This is a genomic window from Actinoplanes hulinensis (assembly GCF_019429605.1).
Lineage (GTDB): Bacteria > Actinomycetota > Actinomycetes > Mycobacteriales > Micromonosporaceae > Actinoplanes > Actinoplanes campanulatus.
The window spans coordinates 103,035-119,329 of the sequence record NZ_JAHXZI010000001.1 but is presented as its reverse complement, the minus strand read 5'-3'; the positions used below and the strand labels follow the sequence as shown (position 1 = coordinate 119,329).

General features: G+C 70.4%; 13 protein-coding genes. 8 read left to right on the top strand and 5 right to left on the bottom strand.

Annotated features, from left to right (window positions below; translation table 11 throughout):
• Positions 1-104: 104 nt before the first annotated feature.
• From KZ829_RS00620 to KZ829_RS00610, 3 genes are all read left to right on the top strand, one after another.
• Positions 105-884: a hypothetical protein gene (locus KZ829_RS00620; protein WP_220141930.1), complete on the top strand. Its 780-nt coding sequence runs from the start codon at positions 105-107 to the stop codon at positions 882-884.
• 115 nt (positions 885-999) lie between these two features.
• Positions 1,000-2,058, top strand: a complete 1,059-nt coding sequence (locus tag KZ829_RS00615) for a lactonase family protein (RefSeq protein WP_220141929.1) — start codon at positions 1,000-1,002, stop codon at positions 2,056-2,058.
• 248 nt (positions 2,059-2,306) lie between these two features.
• Complete coding sequence (locus tag KZ829_RS00610; RefSeq protein WP_220141928.1) at positions 2,307-4,013, top strand: VWA domain-containing protein; 1,707 nt, start codon at positions 2,307-2,309, stop codon at positions 4,011-4,013.
• A gap of 126 nt (positions 4,014-4,139) precedes the next feature.
• Here the strand turns inward: KZ829_RS00610 and KZ829_RS00605 are convergent, their stop codons facing one another.
• Positions 4,140-5,336 carry an ROK family protein gene (locus KZ829_RS00605; RefSeq protein ID WP_220141927.1) on the bottom strand — a complete coding sequence of 399 codons (1,197 nt, stop codon included), beginning with the start codon at positions 5,334-5,336 and terminating at the stop codon, positions 4,140-4,142.
• Between the two features lie 104 nt (positions 5,337-5,440).
• Here KZ829_RS00605 and xylA point away from each other — a divergent pair, with 104 nt between their 5' ends.
• From xylA to KZ829_RS00580, 5 genes are all read left to right on the top strand, one after another.
• Positions 5,441-6,625 (top strand): xylose isomerase, encoded by a 1,185-nt coding sequence (xylA, locus tag KZ829_RS00600; protein WP_220141926.1) that lies wholly within the window; start codon positions 5,441-5,443, stop codon positions 6,623-6,625.
• Between the two features lie 91 nt (positions 6,626-6,716).
• Complete coding sequence (xylB, locus tag KZ829_RS00595) at positions 6,717-8,108, top strand: xylulokinase (RefSeq protein ID WP_220141925.1); 1,392 nt, start codon at positions 6,717-6,719, stop codon at positions 8,106-8,108.
• A gap of 185 nt (positions 8,109-8,293) precedes the next feature.
• The gene (locus KZ829_RS00590) at positions 8,294-9,724 is read left to right on the top strand and encodes a pectinesterase family protein (protein WP_220141924.1); all 1,431 of its coding nucleotides are present in this window, start codon (positions 8,294-8,296) and stop codon (positions 9,722-9,724) included.
• A 2-nt stretch (positions 9,725-9,726) separates the two neighbouring features.
• The gene (locus tag KZ829_RS00585) at positions 9,727-11,169 is read left to right on the top strand and encodes an RICIN domain-containing protein (protein ID WP_220141923.1); all 1,443 of its coding nucleotides are present in this window, start codon (positions 9,727-9,729) and stop codon (positions 11,167-11,169) included.
• A gap of 54 nt (positions 11,170-11,223) precedes the next feature.
• Positions 11,224-12,720, top strand: a complete 1,497-nt coding sequence (locus tag KZ829_RS00580) for an MFS transporter (RefSeq protein ID WP_372453831.1) — start codon at positions 11,224-11,226, stop codon at positions 12,718-12,720.
• Here KZ829_RS00580 and KZ829_RS00575 read toward each other — a convergent pair.
• The 4 genes from KZ829_RS00575 to KZ829_RS00560 all read right to left on the bottom strand — a co-directional run bounded on the left by KZ829_RS00575 (position 12,628) and on the right by KZ829_RS00560 (position 16,278).
• The gene (locus tag KZ829_RS00575) at positions 12,628-14,235 is read right to left on the bottom strand and encodes a glycoside hydrolase family 13 protein (protein ID WP_220141921.1); all 1,608 of its coding nucleotides are present in this window, start codon (positions 14,233-14,235) and stop codon (positions 12,628-12,630) included. The genes KZ829_RS00580 and KZ829_RS00575 overlap by 93 nt on opposite strands.
• Before the next feature lie 27 nt (positions 14,236-14,262).
• Positions 14,263-14,958: an HD domain-containing protein gene (locus tag KZ829_RS00570; RefSeq protein WP_246634879.1), complete on the bottom strand. Its 696-nt coding sequence runs from the start codon at positions 14,956-14,958 to the stop codon at positions 14,263-14,265.
• Positions 14,959-15,024: 66 nt separating this feature from the next.
• Positions 15,025-15,981: an MHYT domain-containing protein gene (locus KZ829_RS00565; protein ID WP_220141919.1), complete on the bottom strand. Its 957-nt coding sequence runs from the start codon at positions 15,979-15,981 to the stop codon at positions 15,025-15,027.
• A gap of 153 nt (positions 15,982-16,134) precedes the next feature.
• A complete protein-coding gene (locus tag KZ829_RS00560) occupies positions 16,135-16,278 on the bottom strand; it encodes a GPGG-motif small membrane protein (protein ID WP_014688232.1) in 144 nt (47 codons plus the stop codon).
• Positions 16,279-16,295: the final 17 nt, after the last annotated feature.

Below are 16,295 nucleotides of genomic sequence, written 5' to 3'. Positions count from 1 at the left end.
GGCAGCGGAACCGCAGCCGGCAGCAGCATAGCCGCAGCGCATCGGCAGCCGTCTTCCGGAGGCTTCGTCCCATCAACCCCGTACGTTCGAAGAAAGACGAAGCGATGAACGTTCTCACCAAGACAGCGAGCACCCTGTTGATCGTCGGCGTGACGCTGACCGGCTGCGGCGTGGGCGAGGCCGTCGAGGAGACGGTCGCGCAGGTTTCCGCGGCCACCACTCTGGCCGAGGGTGTGCCGACCACCGAGTCGCCGGTGTTCCGCTACACCATCAAGGGCGGCCAGCAGCCGCTCTCCGGTGTGGTCGACGGCCCGCACAAGGCCCTCACCACCGAGGCCCAGGAGAAGATCCCGGACAGCGACATCACCCTGAGCATGAAGTTCCTGGTCGTCGGCGACGAAGCCTGGACCAAGATCGCCTTCAAGAACGCGGGAGCGGACTCCGGTCTGCCGAAGCTGCCGAAGAAGTGGATGAGGCTCGACCAGACGAAGCTCGCCGCGGACTCCGGCGAGGACTTCACCTACCAGGGCGAGTCCGACCCCGGCTACGTCAGCGACCTGCTGCGGGCCGCTGCGGACCTCAAGGAGACCGGCAAGGGCGTCTACGCCGGCACCACCGACCTGACCGGGTCCACCGAGGCCGAGATCGTCGACGCCGACACCCTCGCCGCGCTGGGTGAGCAGGCCAAGACCGTGCCGCTGGAGCTGACCCTGGACGCCGAGGGCCGGATCACCAAGGCGCTCGTCAAGATCCCGGCGGCAGGCGAGGCCAAGGCCGCCACCTACGAGGTCGTCTACGACCAGTACGGCACCGTCGCCCCGCTGACCGCCCCGACCGACGGGGTGGCCGCCCCGGCCGACGTCTACGAGATGTTGAAGGGCTGACCTGCGGGTCGGCGCCGGAACACCGCCGTCGGCGGCGCGGGTGAGAACGGGGGTCCGCGCCGCCGGCGGCGGTGTGCTGCCGTGCGAACACCCGATTCTGTGATGGGATCGGGGCATGGGTTCCAGCGATGAATACGTCTTCGTCGGGTGTTACACCGGTGACAAGGGAGGCGAGGGTGACGGCATCACGCTGCTGCGGCGTGACCCGGCGACCGGGGATCTGATCCGGCTCGGGCTGGTCGCGCGCACCCCGTCACCCTCCTTCCTGGCACAGCACCCCACACTCCCGGTCCTGTACGCCGTGAACGAGCTGGACCAGGGCAGCGTCTCGGCCTTCACGGTGGCCCCGGACTGCTCGCTGATCCCGCTGGCGGTCCGCCCGACCGGCGGCTCGGACCCGTGCCACCTGGCCGTCACGGCCGACGGGCGGCACCTCGTGGTGGCGAACTACGCGAGCGGCTCGGTGTCCGTACACCCTCTCGACGCCGAAGGCGCCCCCGGAGAGCGCAGCGATCTGCTCACGCTGACCGGCGGCGGGCCGGACGCGGAGCGTCAGGCCGGACCGCACGCCCACCAGGTGGTTCCGGAGAGCAACAGCGCCGAGGTGTTGATCTCCGACCTGGGCTCCGACCGGGTGTGGCGCTCCCGGCTGGACCCCAACTCGGGCCGGCTGAGCCTTCCGGAGCCCGCCGTGGAGACGAAGCCGGGCACCGGCCCGCGGCACATGCTCCACTCGGCCGACGGCGCCCTGCTGGTGGTCGGCGAGCTGACCGGGAGCCTCACCTGGTACCGCCCGGCGGGTGGCCCCACGCTCGAATCGTGGGGCGAGACGCCGTCGAGCACGTCGTCCGGCGCGGTCTACCCGTCGGAGATCACGATGGGCCGGGACGGCCGGTTCGTCTATGTGGCGAACCGGGGGCCGGACACCGTCTCGGTCTTCTCTTGGGACGGCGGGCAGGCCACGCTGGTCGCCGAGGTACCCACCGGAGGGGTGTGGCCGAGGCACATGGTCCTGCTGGGAGATCACCTCTACGTAACCAATCAGCGTTCACACAGTGTGACCGTTTTCCGCATCGACCCGGACACCGGAATTCCCGGGATCCAGGGGGAACCGACCGGCGAACCGACGCCAACCTGCCTGCATCGCTGGAATCCGGTAGCGATCAGGTCATAGGTCAGATCAGGCATTGCGGCGTGTCGGTGATTACGTGGGGCAAACCCGGCACGCCGCAGGTCGATCTCGACACCGATCGGAACGGCGTCAACACGCTCCGTGTTTTCTAGATCAGGAAGCGTCAATCCGAGTAATTTTCGTCCGAACGTATATGGCATTCAGCTTCGGACATGCGCACTATGGAGCGCGTGTCTGGCCGCCATCGTAGAAACTTCAACTCCAAGGGAGCCGGCGTCGTCGGAGGTGCGATGGCGATAGTCGTCGTGATTGCGGGGACGTGGATCGGTTACCAGCAGGTAGCCGACTCCGAGTGCTCCGGAGCCGTCAACCTCACCGTCACCGCCTCCCCCGAGATCGCCCCTGCCGTCGACCAGGTCGCCAAGCAGTGGAGCGCCGCGGGCGCCGAGGTGGACGGGACCTGTATTCAGGTGACCGTCGCCGAGGAGGTCTCGTCGACCATCGCCGGCGCCGTGTCCCGCGACCACCAGGTAACCCTCGTGGGTCTGGACACCGCACCAGATGCGGTCCAGGTGCCCGACGTGTGGATCCCGGACTCGTCGGCCTGGCTGATGCGTCTCCAGCAGGAGGCCGCCGGCTTCCTGCCGAGCAAGGTCACCTCGGTCGCGCAGAGCCCACTCGTGCTGGCCGCGCCCGAGCCGATCGCCAAGCAGATGGGCTGGCCGGACAAGAAGATCGGCTGGACCGAGCTGGTCGCCAACTTCAGCGCCGCCGAGCCGATCTCGGTGGGGATCATGGACCCGACCGTGGACGCGTCCGGTCTGACCAGTCTCGTGGCGATGAACCAGGCGACCGGCACCGCGTCGGCCGCCGCCCTCCAGGCCAAGACCCGCGCGCTGACCGTCGTGTCGCAGAACAAGTTCAAGCTGCGTGAGGAGCTGCTGGCGAAGTTCCCGAAGTCGGCGTCCGAGCTCACCAACCCCGACTCGGTGGCCATCGCGCCGCTCTCCGAGGAGGACGTGGTCGCCTACAACGCGAAGCGGCCGGCCGTGCAGCTCAGCGCCATCTACCTGGACCCGTCCCCGGCGCCGCTGGACTACCCGTACACGATCATGCCGCAGGTGGTGGACCAGCAGAAGTCGGCGGCCGCCGACGGCCTGCTCAAGCAGCTCGCCGAGAGCAGCGCCAAGGACGCGCTGGCCGCGGTCGGTCTGCGGGCTCCGGACGGCACCTACGGCGCGGCCTTCAACGCCCCGATGGGCGCCCCGCAGTCCTCGCCGGCGGTCACCGCCTCGGCCACCAAGTCCGCGGACGGCGGCGCTGCCGCGGGTGGCGTCACCGGCGCCGAGCTGAGCCAGGTGGTGGGTAGCTGGATCGCCCTCACCAAGCCCGGTCAGGCCCTCACCGTCTTCGACGTCTCCGGCTCGATGGGCGACCCGGTGCCGACCGCCGGTGGCAAGTCCCGTGCCCAGGTCACCCAGGCGGCGGCAAGCGTGGGTCTGTCGCTGTTCAGCAACAAGTGGTCGGTCGGTGTGTGGCGCTTCTCCACCCGCCTGAAGGGCAAGCAGCCGTGGGAGCAGCTGGTGTCGATCAAGTCGCTGGCCACCTCCCGCCAGGAGGTGCAGGACTCGATCGGCCGACTGGACCCGACGAACGGCGGCACCGGTCTCTACGACACGATCCTGGACGCCTACAACCACGTGAAGGCGAACTACGCCCAGAACAAGGCGAACTCGGTCATCCTCTTCACCGACGGTGAGAACCAGAACGCCGACGGCATGACCCGGCCGCAGCTCCTGGCCGCTCTCAAAAAGGCTCAGGACCCGAAGACGCCGATCCGGCTGGTGCTCATCGCCGTCGGCCCGGACGTCAACCTGGACGAGCTCAAGGAGATCAGCAACGTGGTGAAGGGCAGCGGCGTGTTCCCGGCCGAGGACCCCACCAAGATCACCGGCATCTTCGCCCAGGCGATCGGCAGCCGGACCGGCGTCAGCTGATCCGGCGCGAACACCGAAACGGCCGTCGTCCCTCGGGGCGGCGGCCGTCTCCGTTTCGGGGCCGCTCCCGCGGATGCCGGACCCGCCCCGGCCGGGCGGGCCGCCTTTCGTGCGGTGGGCGCGGCTCTACACGTACCGCTGGGACGAGCGACGGAGCCAGGCCGCGGGATCCTCCCGGACCGCCCGGATGATCGCGTCCGCCGCGCCGCGCATGGCCGCGTCGGCGCCGAGCGCCGCCGGGCGCAGCGCGACCGGCGCGAGACCCGAGGTCAGGACCCGCTGCCGCAGTTCGGCCTCGATGCCCTCCCGCAGCCTTTCGAAGATCGGGGCGTACGCCCCACCGAGCACGATCACCGGTACGTCGAGCAGGTTGACCACCGCGGACAGGGCGATCCCGAGCGCCGCCGCGGCGAGCGGCTCACCGGACTCCAGGGCTTCCTGCCCGGCGTACTGCTCCAGGCAGCCCCGTGAGCCGCAACGGCAGGGCCGCCCGTCGGGGTAGACGGTGACGTGCCCGATCTCGCCGCTCCAGCCGCGCACGCCCCGGTAGAGCTCGCCGTCGAGGACCAGTCCGGCGCCGATGCCGATCTCGCCCGAGACGTAGAGGAACGAGGCCTTCTCGACGTGGCGAGGCCGGCCTGCGCCGGCGTTACCGGACGACTCGGCGGCCGTGGATGGCAGGGTGTCGCCGGACGGGCCGTCGGCCGTGGAGGGGCCGACGGCGCCGGTCACCCGCAACTCGCCGAGGGCGGCCAGGTTGGCCTCGTTGTCCACGGTGACCGGCAGGTCGGCCAGTTCCGGTACGCGGTGCAGCTCGGCGACCGCGTCGATGTCCTGCCAGCCGAGGTTGGGCGCCACCCGGACCAGGCCGCCGCCGGCCACCAGGCCGGGCACGGCCAGCGCCGCCCCGGCGACGGTCAGCCCGTCGGCCTCGGCGGCGAGCCGGGCCCGGGCGGCCAGGGCGCCGAGCGTGGCCAGGGCCTGTGCCGGGTCGGCGGGACGCTGGTCGGCGTGCTCGACGAAGCGCTGCCGCACCGCGCCGGTCAGGTCCACCACGCAGGCGGCCAGGTAGTCGACGTTGATCTCGAGCCCGAGCCCGGCGGGGCCGGTGGAGGTGAGGGTGAGCCCGACCGCGGGCCGGCCCGCGCCGGTGCGGGGCGGTGGGTCCACCTCGACCAGCAGGCCGCCCGACACCAGGTCGTCGACCAGGGCGGAAACGGTCGCGCGGGTGAGCCCGGTGGCCGCGGACACCGCCGCACGAGATGGCTGATTTGTGCTGTTCGCAACAGTTTGCAGCACCAGTGCGAGATTATGGGCCCGCACGCTTGCCTGGCGAACCGGTGTCGTGGAAGGGCTCAACACGCCCTTGACAGTGCCATACCCTGGCCAAATAATTCAACCACTAAACAATTTCGGGGAGGTAACCCGTGTCCGTGCAGGCCACACGCGAAGACAAGTTCTCCTTCGGTCTCTGGACCGTCGGCTGGCAGGCCCGCGACCCGTTCGGCGACGCGACCCGGCCCGCGCTCGACCCGGTCGAGGCGGTGCACAAGCTCGCCGAGATCGGCGCCTACGGCATCACGTTCCACGACGACGACCTGGTGCCGTTCGGCGCCGACGCGCAGACCCGGGACGGCATCGTCGCGGGCTTCAAGAAGGCGCTCGACGAGACCGGCCTGGTCGTCCCCATGATCACCACGAACCTGTTCACCCACCCGGTGTTCAAGGACGGCGGTTTCACCAGCAACGACCGCAACGTCCGGCGCTACGCGGTCCGCAAGGTGCTGCGGCAGATGGACCTCGGCGCGGAGCTGGGCGCCAGGACCCTGGTGCTGTGGGGCGGCCGCGAGGGTGCGGAGTACGACTCGGCCAAGGACGTGAAGGCCGCGCTCGACCGCTACCGGGAGGCCCTCAACCTGCTGGCGCAGTACTCGGAGGACCGTGGCTACGGCTTCCGCTTCGCCATCGAGCCGAAGCCGAACGAGCCCCGCGGCGACATCCTGCTCCCGACCGCCGGCCACGCCATCGCGTTCACGCAGGAGCTGGAGCGCCCCGAGCTGTTCGGCATCAACCCGGAGGTCGGCCACGAGCAGATGGCCGGTCTGAACTTCACCCAGGGCATCGCCCAGGCGCTGTGGCACAAGAAGCTGTTCCACATCGACCTGAACGGGCAGCACGGCCCCAAGTACGACCAGGACCTGGTCTTCGGCCACGGTGACCTGCTCAGCGCGTTCTCCCTGGTCGACCTGCTGGAGAACGGCCCGGACGGCGGCCCGGCCTACGAGGGCCCGCGCCACTTCGACTACAAGCCCTCGCGCACCGAGGACTTCGACGGCGTCTGGGAGTCGGCCAAGGCCAACATCCGGATGTACCTGCTGCTCAAGGAGCGGGCCAAGGCGTTCCGCGCGGACCCCGAGGTGCAGGCGGCGCTGGCCGCGTCCAAGGTGGCCGAGCTGAGCACGCCCACCCTGAACCCGGGCGAGGGCTACGCCGACCTGCTGGCCGACCGCAGCGCGTTCGAGGACTTCGACGCCGACGCCGCCGGCGCCCAGGGCTACGGCTTCGTCAAGCTGAACCAGCTCGCGATCGAGCACCTCATCGGGGCGCGGTAGGCATGAGCGACTGCACCGAGCGGCACCCAGCCGCACCGGGCGGCGGCGTTGAAGGCGAGGGCCAGGAGGGCATGCCGCAGGAGGCCCAGTCATGGCGCTGGTAGCCGGGATCGACAGCTCCACCCAGTCCTGCAAGGTGGTGATCCGCGACGCCGAGACCGGTGAGCTGGTCCGGCAGGGCCGGGCGGCGCACCCGGACGGCACCGAGGTGCACCCGGACGCCTGGTGGGCCGCGCTCCAGCAGGCGATCGAGGAGGCCGGCGGCCTGGACGACGTGGCCGCCGCCTCGGTCGCCGGGCAGCAGCACGGCATGGTCGTGCTCGACTCCGACGGTGAGGTGGTCCGGCCGGCGCTGCTGTGGAACGACACCCGCAGCGCCGGCGCGGCCGCCGACCTGATCGAGGAACTCGGCGGTGGCGACAAGTGGGCGGACGCGGTCGGCATCGTGCCGGTCGCCAGCTTCACCCTCACCAAGCTGCGCTGGCTGGCCCGCAACGAGCCGGAGAACGCGGCGCGGGTGTCCACGGTCTGCCTGCCACACGACTGGCTGACCTGGAAGCTGTCCGGGAAGTCCGGTCTGTACACCGACCGCAGCGACGCCAGCGGCACTCTCTACTGGTCGGCCAGGACCGGGGAGTACCGGCACGACCTGCTGGAACTCGGTTTCGGTCGATCATTGAACCTCCCGGAGGTGCTCGGCCCGACCGGGATCGCCGGTCACCTGCCCAACGGCGCTCCGCTGGGCCCGGGCGCCGGGGACAACGCGGCGGCCGCCCTCGGCACCGGCGCGCTGCCCGGTGACGTGATCGTCTCGATCGGCACGTCCGGCACGGTCTTCGCCTCGTCCGAGGTGGCGCCGAACGACCCGACCGGAACGGTGGCCGGGTTCGCCGACACCACCGGCCGGTTCCTGCCGATCGTGGTCACCCTCAACGCGGCCCGGGTCCTGGACGCCGCGGCCAAGCTGCTCGGGGTGGACCACGACGAGCTGTCCCGGCTCGCGCTGTCCGCTCCGGCGGGCGCGGACGGGCTGGTCCTGGTGCCGTACCTGGAGGGCGAGCGGACCCCGAACCGGCCGGACGCCACCGGCGCGATCCACGGGCTCACCCTCCGGACGTCGACCCCGGCGCACCTGGCCCGGGCCGCCGTCGAGGGCATGCTCTGCGCCCTCGCCGACGGTCTGGACGCGCTGGTCGCGACCGGCGCCGTGGCCGACCGGATCGTCCTGGTCGGTGGCGGGGCGCGCAGCGAGGCGGTCCGCCGCATCGCGCCCGCGCTCTTCGGCCGGCCGGTCGTCGTGCCGCCGCCCGGTGAGTACGTCGCCGACGGCGCGGCCCGCCAGGCCGCGTGGGTCACCCTGGGCGGGGACGTTCCGCCCGCGTGGTCGGCGGCAACCCCGGCGGTGTACGAGGACGACAGCGTCCCGTTGATCCGGGAGCAGTACGCGGCGGCCCAGCAGGCGGTCCTCGACCGCAGGCGCTGACCTGCCCGACCGGCTCCCACGGCGCTCCGGCCCATCCGGCGTGACCGTGGGAGCCGTTCGCGTACCCGTACCCTCAAAGTTTTCGATTTTTTGTTGTCGCCCTGCCGAAACGGCATCTACGTGCACAGGAACACCGGCCGGCCTCCCCGATCGGCCGTCATCCCCGCACGTGAGGAAGAACCGCAATGGCAGAGAGAAAGGTCCGGAAGCGGGCACTGCTCGGCGTCGCGGCCGTACTGGTCGTGCCGGCCGGGCTCATCGGCTGGTCGATCGTGCCGTCGAACGCGGCGACCGCCCCGGCCGCGGGCAACACCTACACGCTGGCCGTGAAGAAGAGCGGTATGTGTATCGACGTGCCGTCGGCGTCGAAGGACAACGGCGCACTGCTCCAGCAGTGGGGCTGTACCGCGGGCGCCGCCTGGCAGCAGTTCAAGCTGGTCGCCGCGGGCAGCGACTTCCTGATCCAGAACGTCAACAGTGGTAGGTGCATCGACGTGCCGGCCGCCTCGACGACCTCGGGTCAGCGGTTGCAGCAGTGGGGTTGCGCGAGCGGCCAGACCAATCAGCAGTGGAGGTTCGTGGCGTCCGGCACCGACACCTACCAGATCGTCAACGTCGGCAACGGCCTGTGCGTCTCCGACCAGGGCGCCTCGACCGCCTCGGGCGCGTCGATCATCCAGGAGACGTGCACCGCGAACTCGAACAAGCAGTTCGCGTTCACCCTGGTCTCCGGTGGCGCCACCGGCACCTTCACGGTGGCCGCCGACGGCACCGGGACCTACCGGACCGTGCAGGCGGCGATCGACGCGGTCGGGGCGAACAACGCCGGCCGGAAGACGATCACCATCAAGCCCGGCACCTACCGGGAGATCGTGACCGTCCCGTCGAACAAGCCGTACATCACGCTCCAGGGCGGCGGCGACTCCAACGACGACGTGGTGATCGTCAACAACCGCAGCAACGCCGGCGGTTACGGCACCTCGGGCAGCGCCACACTCTTCGCCAACGGCAAGGAGTTCAACGCCACCAACCTGACGATCTCGAACGACTACGGCGAAGGGTCGCAGGCGGTGGCCGCGAACCTGAACGCCGACCGGCTCGTCTTCGACAACGTCCGGTTCCTCGGCGCCCAGGACACCCTGCTGGTCAACAGCGGCCGCTCCTATGTGAAGGGCGGCTACGTCGAGGGCACCGTCGACTTCATCTTCGGCGCCGGCACCGCGGTGTTCAACGGCACGAAGATCTACCAGAAGCGGAGCACCGGCGGCCCGATCACGGCGGCCCGCACCGACGCGGCGAACGCGTACGGCTTCCTCGTCTACAAGAGCACGATCACCGGCGCGACCAGCAACACCACCCAGCTCGGCCGCCCGTGGGGCCCGAGCGCGCAGGTGCTGTTCCGTGAGTCGAGCCTGAGCGCCACCATCAAGACCGCCCAGCCGTGGACCGACATGTCCGGCAACACGTGGCAGAACGCCCGGTTCCTGGAATACCGGAACACCGGTTCCGGCGCGACGACCAACAGCAACCGGCCGCAGCTCAGTGACGCGCAGGCCGCCAACTACACCCCGCAGAAGTACCTCGCGGGCACGGACAACTGGAACCCGGTGGGTTGATCATGAAGAAGCGCGTCTTTCTGGCCACGGCCGTTCTCGCGGTGCCGGCCGCCTTCATCGGCTGGTCGATCATCCCGTCGAACGCGGCGGCCGCCCCGGCCGCGGGCAACACCTACCAGCTGATCGTCAAGAAGAGCGGCAAGTGCATCGACGTGCCGTCCGCGTCGAAGGACAACGGCGCCCTGCTCCAGCAGTGGGGGTGCACCGCCGGCGCCGCCTGGCAGCAGTTCAAGCTGGTCGCCGCGGGCTCGAACTTCCTGATCCAGAACGTCGACAGCGGTAAGTGCGTCGACGTGCCCGCGGCCTCGACCACCTCGGGCCAGCGGCTCCAGCAGTGGGGTTGCGCCTCGTCGCAGACGAACCAGCAGTGGAAGCTGGTGGCGTCCGGCACCGACACCTACCAGATCGTCAACGTCGGCAACGGCCTGTGCGTCTCCGACCAGGGCGCGTCGACCGCGAACGGCGCGTCGATCATCCAGGAGACCTGCACCGCCAACTCCAACAAGCAGTGGGCGTTCACTCCGGTGACCGCGTCCTCCACCGGCCGCACCTGGGCGTCCACCCCGGACGGTTTCGCCTCCACCGGCGGCGGCACCACCGGCGGCGCGGCCGGGACCACGGTCACCGTGACGACGCTCGCCGACCTGACCAGATACGTCACCGCGGCCGAGCCGTACGTGATCAAGGTGGCCGGCGCCATCACGATCACCCCGAAGGGCACCGAGCTCAAGGTCCGGTCGAACAAGACCATCGTGGGCGCCGGCGCCACCGGCGAGATCGTCGGCGGCGGCTTCTTCCTCGGCGCCGGGGTCAGGAACGTCATCATCCGGAACCTCACCATCCGGGACACCCGGATGACCGAGGACGACCCGGACGACAAGACCTACGACTACGACGGCATCCAGATGGACACCGCGGACCACATCTGGATCGACCACAATAAGATCACCCGGATGAACGACGGCATGATCGACAGCCGTAAGGACACCACCTACCTGACGGTGTCCTGGAATATCCTGGACACCGGCAACAAGGCGTTCGGCATCGGCTGGACCGAGAACGTGACGTCGCGGATGACGATCCACCACAACTGGATCAAGAACACCGTGCAGCGGAACCCGAGCACCGACAACGTCGCGTTCGCGCACCTCTACAACAACTACATGCAGAACATCACCTCGTACGGCAACCTGTCCCGGGGCGCCACGAAGATGGTCCTGGAGAACAGCTACTTCGACAACGTCGTGAACCCGTACTACAACGACACGTCGGCCGCCCAGCTCAAGCAGTCGGGCAGCATCGTCAAGAACTCCTCGGGCAAGCAGCAGACCAACGGCTCCGCCTTCGACCCGAAGAGCTTCTACCCGTACACCCTCGACGCCGCGGCGGACGTTCCGGCGCTGCTGGCGAAGTACGCCGGGCCGCAGGCCGACATCGGCGGCTGAGCATCACCGGGGGGTGAGAGAGGGGCGGCGTTGCCTGGGGCGGCGCCGCCCCTCGTGTTCGGCGGATCTCCGGATAGCCTCTACCGGGTGACCAGCAGGGGCGGAAGCGTGCACCGGGCGTACAGCGTGGTGGTGTTCGTGATCCTGGCCGCGCTGGACAACGTGGCGATCGGCCTGGTCCCCCCGCTCTACGGCAGCATCGCCGCCGATCTCGGGGTCAGCGAGGGCCACATCGCGCTCGCCACCACGACCATGTTCCTGGTCAGTGCGGTCGCGGCGATCGGTTTCGCGTACGTCGGGGACCGCACCGACCGCAAGCCGGTGCTGATCGTGGGCACGGTCATCTGGGTGGCCGGCACCGTGTGGTCCGGGCTGGCCGGCGACTACGGGCAGTTCCTGGCCTCCCAGGCGGTCGCCGCGTTCGGGCTCGGCGGCGTCGCCTCGGTGAGTTTCTCGGTGGTCAGCGACCTGATCTCGCCGCGCCGCCGGGGCCTCGTGATGAGCTTCTGGGGCCTGTCGCAGGGCGTCGGAACCCTGGCCGGCACCCTGGTCGGCGGGATCCTCGGGCACGACGACTGGCGGCGGCCGTTCCTGTTCGCGTCGGCCGCCGGGGTGGTCGCCCTGCTGGCCTACCTGTTCACCTACAGCGTGCCGCGCGGCGACAGCCAGCCCGAACTGGCCGGGGTCGACTACGAGGAGCGGATCCACCACGAGGACCTGCCGGTCATTCTGAAACGGCGCACCAACGTCTGGCTGATCCTCCAGGGCGGCACGGCGCAGATCGCGTTCGGCTCGATGGTGTGGCTGCCGGTGCTGTTCCGGGCCCGGGCCGAGGACCAGGGCTACACCACCGGCACGGCGGTGCTGATCGGCAGCGTCTTCGCGACCGTCTTCCAGCTCGGGGCGGCGCTGTCGATCCTCGGCGGGCTGGCCGGCGACCGGCTGCAACGGCGTACGCCCCGGGGCCGGGCACTCGTCGCGTCGATCGGGGTGCTCGCCGCCGTACCCCTCTATGTGGTGTTGTTCTTCGTGCCCATGAAGATCACCGTTCCGGACGGCGCGGGCACCGGCGCGGTGATCAGCGGGGTGTTCACCAACGTCCTGACCGAGCCGACCGTCGGGATCTGCCTCGCGGTGGCCGTCGTGGCGGTGATGCTGACCTCGGCGAACTCGCCGAACTGGTTCGCCATGATCGCCGACGTGAACCCGCCGCAGCACCGCGGCACCGTCTACAGCCTCGGCAACCTGGTCAACGGAGCCGGCCGGGCGGGCGGCAACGTGCTGGTGGCGGTCGCCTTCGCCGGCCTCGCCGGGGCCTTCCCGCCACCGCTCAACTACGCGGTCGGGCTGGCCGCCTTCCAGTTCTTCTTCATCCCGACCGGGATCATGTACTGGCTGGCCAGCAGAACGGTGGCGAAGGACATGGACGAGACGCACACCGCCCTGCTGGCGGTCGCCTCAGAGCATCGCCCAGACCGTCACGTCGGTGGGGACCAGCCCACCCGCGTCCAGCGGCTCGCTGCTCAGCAGGATCCGGGCCCCACCGGGTAGCGCCACCGGCTCGGCGCTGAAATTGGTGACGACCACGATGTCGCCGTTACGGAACGCCAGCGCCCCCGGATCGGTCGCCAGCCAGACCAGCTCACCGGAACCCAGCTCGTGGGCGCGCCGGGTGCTCAGCGCCGACCGGTACAGCTCGTACGTCGAGCCGGGCACGCCCACCTGCCGGTCCAGCGCGTACTCCGCCCAGATGGCCGGCTGCGGCAGCCAGCTCGCGTCGGTCGGGCCGAACCCGAAGGACGGGGCGTCGGCCTCCCACGGGATCGGCACCCGGCATCCGTCCCGGCCGCGCTCGGCGTGCCCGGACCGCTCCCACGCCGGATCCTGCCGCGCCTCGTCGGGCAGCCCGGTGTGCTCCGGCAGGCCCAGCTCCTCGCCCTGGTAGAGGTAGGCCGAGCCGGGCAGCGCCAGCATCAGCAGGACCGCCGCGCGGGCCCGGCGCAGGCCCAGCCCGGTGTCCGGTTGCGGGTCGCCGATCCCGATGCCGGGCCGGCGGCGCTCACCGGGCGGGAAACCGAGCCGGGACGCGTGCCGCACCACGTCATGGTTGGAGAGCACCCAGGTCGTGGTCGCACCGACCTCGTCGTTGGCGGCCAGTGACGAGTCGATGATCTCCCGCAGCTCGCCGGCGGCCCAGGGCGCCTCCAGGTAGGGGAAGTTGAACGCCTGGTGCATCTCGTCCGGGCGTACGTACCGGGCCAGCCGCTCCTCCGGCTGCACCCAGGCCTCGGCCACCAGGATCCGGCCGCCCGGGTACTCGTCCAGGACCGACCGCCACTGCCGGTAGATCTCGTGCACGCCCTCCTGGTCCCACATCGGCGGCGGCGGGCCGGCCGGCTCCAGACCGCCGAGGACCACCGACGGCGCGGTCCAGTCGGTCAGGTCGGCGTCCTTGATCAGGCCGTGCGCCACGTCCACCCGAAACCCGTCCACGCCGCGGTCCAGCCAGAACCGCAGGATGTCCAGGAACTCGGCGCGGACCTCCGGATGATCCCAGTTCAGGTCGGGCTGGGATGCGTCGAACAGGTGCAGGTACCACTGGCCGTCCGGCAGCCGCTCCCAGGCCGGGCCGCCGAAGACGCTCTGCCACGAGTTGGGCGGCTCCGCGCCGTCCCGGAAGATGTACCGCTGCCGCTCCGGGCTGCCCGGTCCGGCGGCCAGGGCGGCCCGGAACCAGGCGTGCTCGCTGGACGTGTGGTTCGGCACCAGGTCGACGATCACCCGCAGGCCGAGCTCATGGGCCGTGTCGATCAGCTTGTCGGCGTCACCGAGCGAGCCGAAGCGGGGGTCGACGCCGCGGTAGTCGGCCACGTCGTACCCGGCGTCGTGCTGCGGGCTGGGGTAGAAGGGCGAGAGCCAGATCGCGTCGACGCCGAGCCGGCGCAGCCCGGGCAGGCGCGCGGTGATGCCGGGCAGGTCACCCATGCCGTCACCGTCCGAGTCGGCGAACGACCGGGGATAGATCTGATAGATGACCGCATCGCGCCACCAGGCTTCAGTAGGCATGGCCCCACCATAGGTCGGGCCTCGCGCTCACTCGTCCAGGATCGCGGCGAAGCGCTCCTCGGCGAGGTCGAGCTGGTCCAGGATGTGTTCCTTGGCCGGGGTGGAGAGCGGCGTGTCCGGGCGCCCGACCAGCTCACGCAGCTTGGGTACGAGAGGCCGGTACTTCGTCGCCGACCGGTGCGCCTTGTCCATCGTGGTGTGGATCACGCCGACCCCGTTGTCGGTGAAGTCGGAGATCTTGATGATCCGGGCCCACGGGTCGCGCTCCAGGTTCTCCGCCACGTGGGCGCGGTACTGCTCGTGCTTGTCGCGCGCCGGATCGTACTCCGGGTTGGTGACCGACCGGACCAGCTCGGCGACCCGCGGGTTGAAGCGGCGCGACAGCTCGGCCAGGGCGGCCTCGGTGTGCTCGGCGCAGGGCGCGTCCGGGTCGATCCCGCCCAGTTCGGCCGGGTGATCCTCGACGGCGTCGTGCAGCAGCGCGGCGACCAGGACGTCGGTGTCCCGCACCCCGTAGTAGCGGATGATCCGGATCGCCACCCGCAGCAGGTGGTTCAGGTACGGCTCGCGCACCCGGCGGTCGGCGGCGTGCAGGTCGGAGGCCAGGTCCAGCGCCTCGGTGAGGGTCTTGCGGTCGCCGGTCGGGAAGGACTCCAGTTCCAGAGCGAAACGGTCCCGCAAGCCGGCTTCCCCGTACACCTCCGTGATGGCGTGCAGTGGCATCGAGAGCAGCATCCTTGGCGCCATGCCGTTCAGGTATACCGGATCGGAGGCGGCGACGGGTTTCGATCAGCTACCGGATGTCGCGGGTGGCACCGCCGGCGACGGCGCCGCGGCGGGCCGGGGTGACGGCCGCGGCCCGGGAGAGGGACGGGTGGCGCCGGCGTTCCGGTTGCCGACCACGGCCCGCGCCGCCGGGGTGAGCCGCATGGCTCCCATCGACGACTGCTTGAGCGACCACGGCTGCGGGGACTCGGCGTGCACACCCCGTTTCGGGGTGCCGGCCCCGTCGGTGAACTCCTCCTCGGTCATCGCCTGCAACGCGCTCAGCGCCACGCCGACGATGGTGGCCGTGGTGATCAGGATGATCGGCACCAGCATGCTGAGCGGCCGGATCCCGCCGGACGTCGGTGCGCCCGGGTGCAGCTCGATCGACATGGCCGCCATGCCGGTGTAGTGCATGCCGCAGACCGCGACGGCCATCACGGCGGCGGCGCCGGTGACCTTGACCGCGCCCCGGACCGAGACGGCGAACCACAGCGCCACCGTGCTGGCCGCGATCGCGATCAGGGCCGAGGCGACCATGAGCGGCAGTGAGTAGTGGATGGTGGCGGGAAGCCGGATGCCCTCCATGCCGGTGTAGTGCATGGCGATCACACCGGTGCCGGTGAGCAGGCCGGCCGCCAGGGTCTTCGGGACGCTGCGCCGGCCGTGGCCGACCACCAGCAGCCCGATGCCGACCGTCAGCACCGCGAAGGCCAGGCTCAGCAATGTCATCGCGAGGTCGTAACGGACCGGGCTGGCCGGCACCTCGAAGCCCAGCATCGCGGAGAAGTGCATGAGCCAGATCCCGCCGCCGCCGATCGCGAACGCCGCGATCACCAGCCACCGGTTGCGCCGGCCGCGGTTGCGCGCGTCCCGGGCCCGGCCGGTGCAGAGCAGCCCGAGAAACGAGCCGAGGAACGCCAGCATGTACGCGGCTATCGGATTGAACACGCCGTAGGCGAAGTGATGGACGTCGGCCACGCCCGGCATTGAGTCAGAAATCAGCGGCAGTACATCGCACCCGCTGTGCGGTGGGTCCCTAAAGAGAACCGGGGCCACCGGGGCGGTGTCCGATTCGGACGCGGCCGCGGCGACCCCGGTCCGGGTCGGCTATAGGGCTGATGACGAGGAGGATCAGGTGAAGATACTGACGCCGCCGGGACCCACCAGGAGACCGACGATGATCAGCACAACGCCCCACAGGATCTGCCGCCGGAACAGCGCGAGGATGCCGGCGACCACGAGGATTACGGCGAGAATCCAAAGCAGTAGGTCCATGTCTCAGCGATTACCCG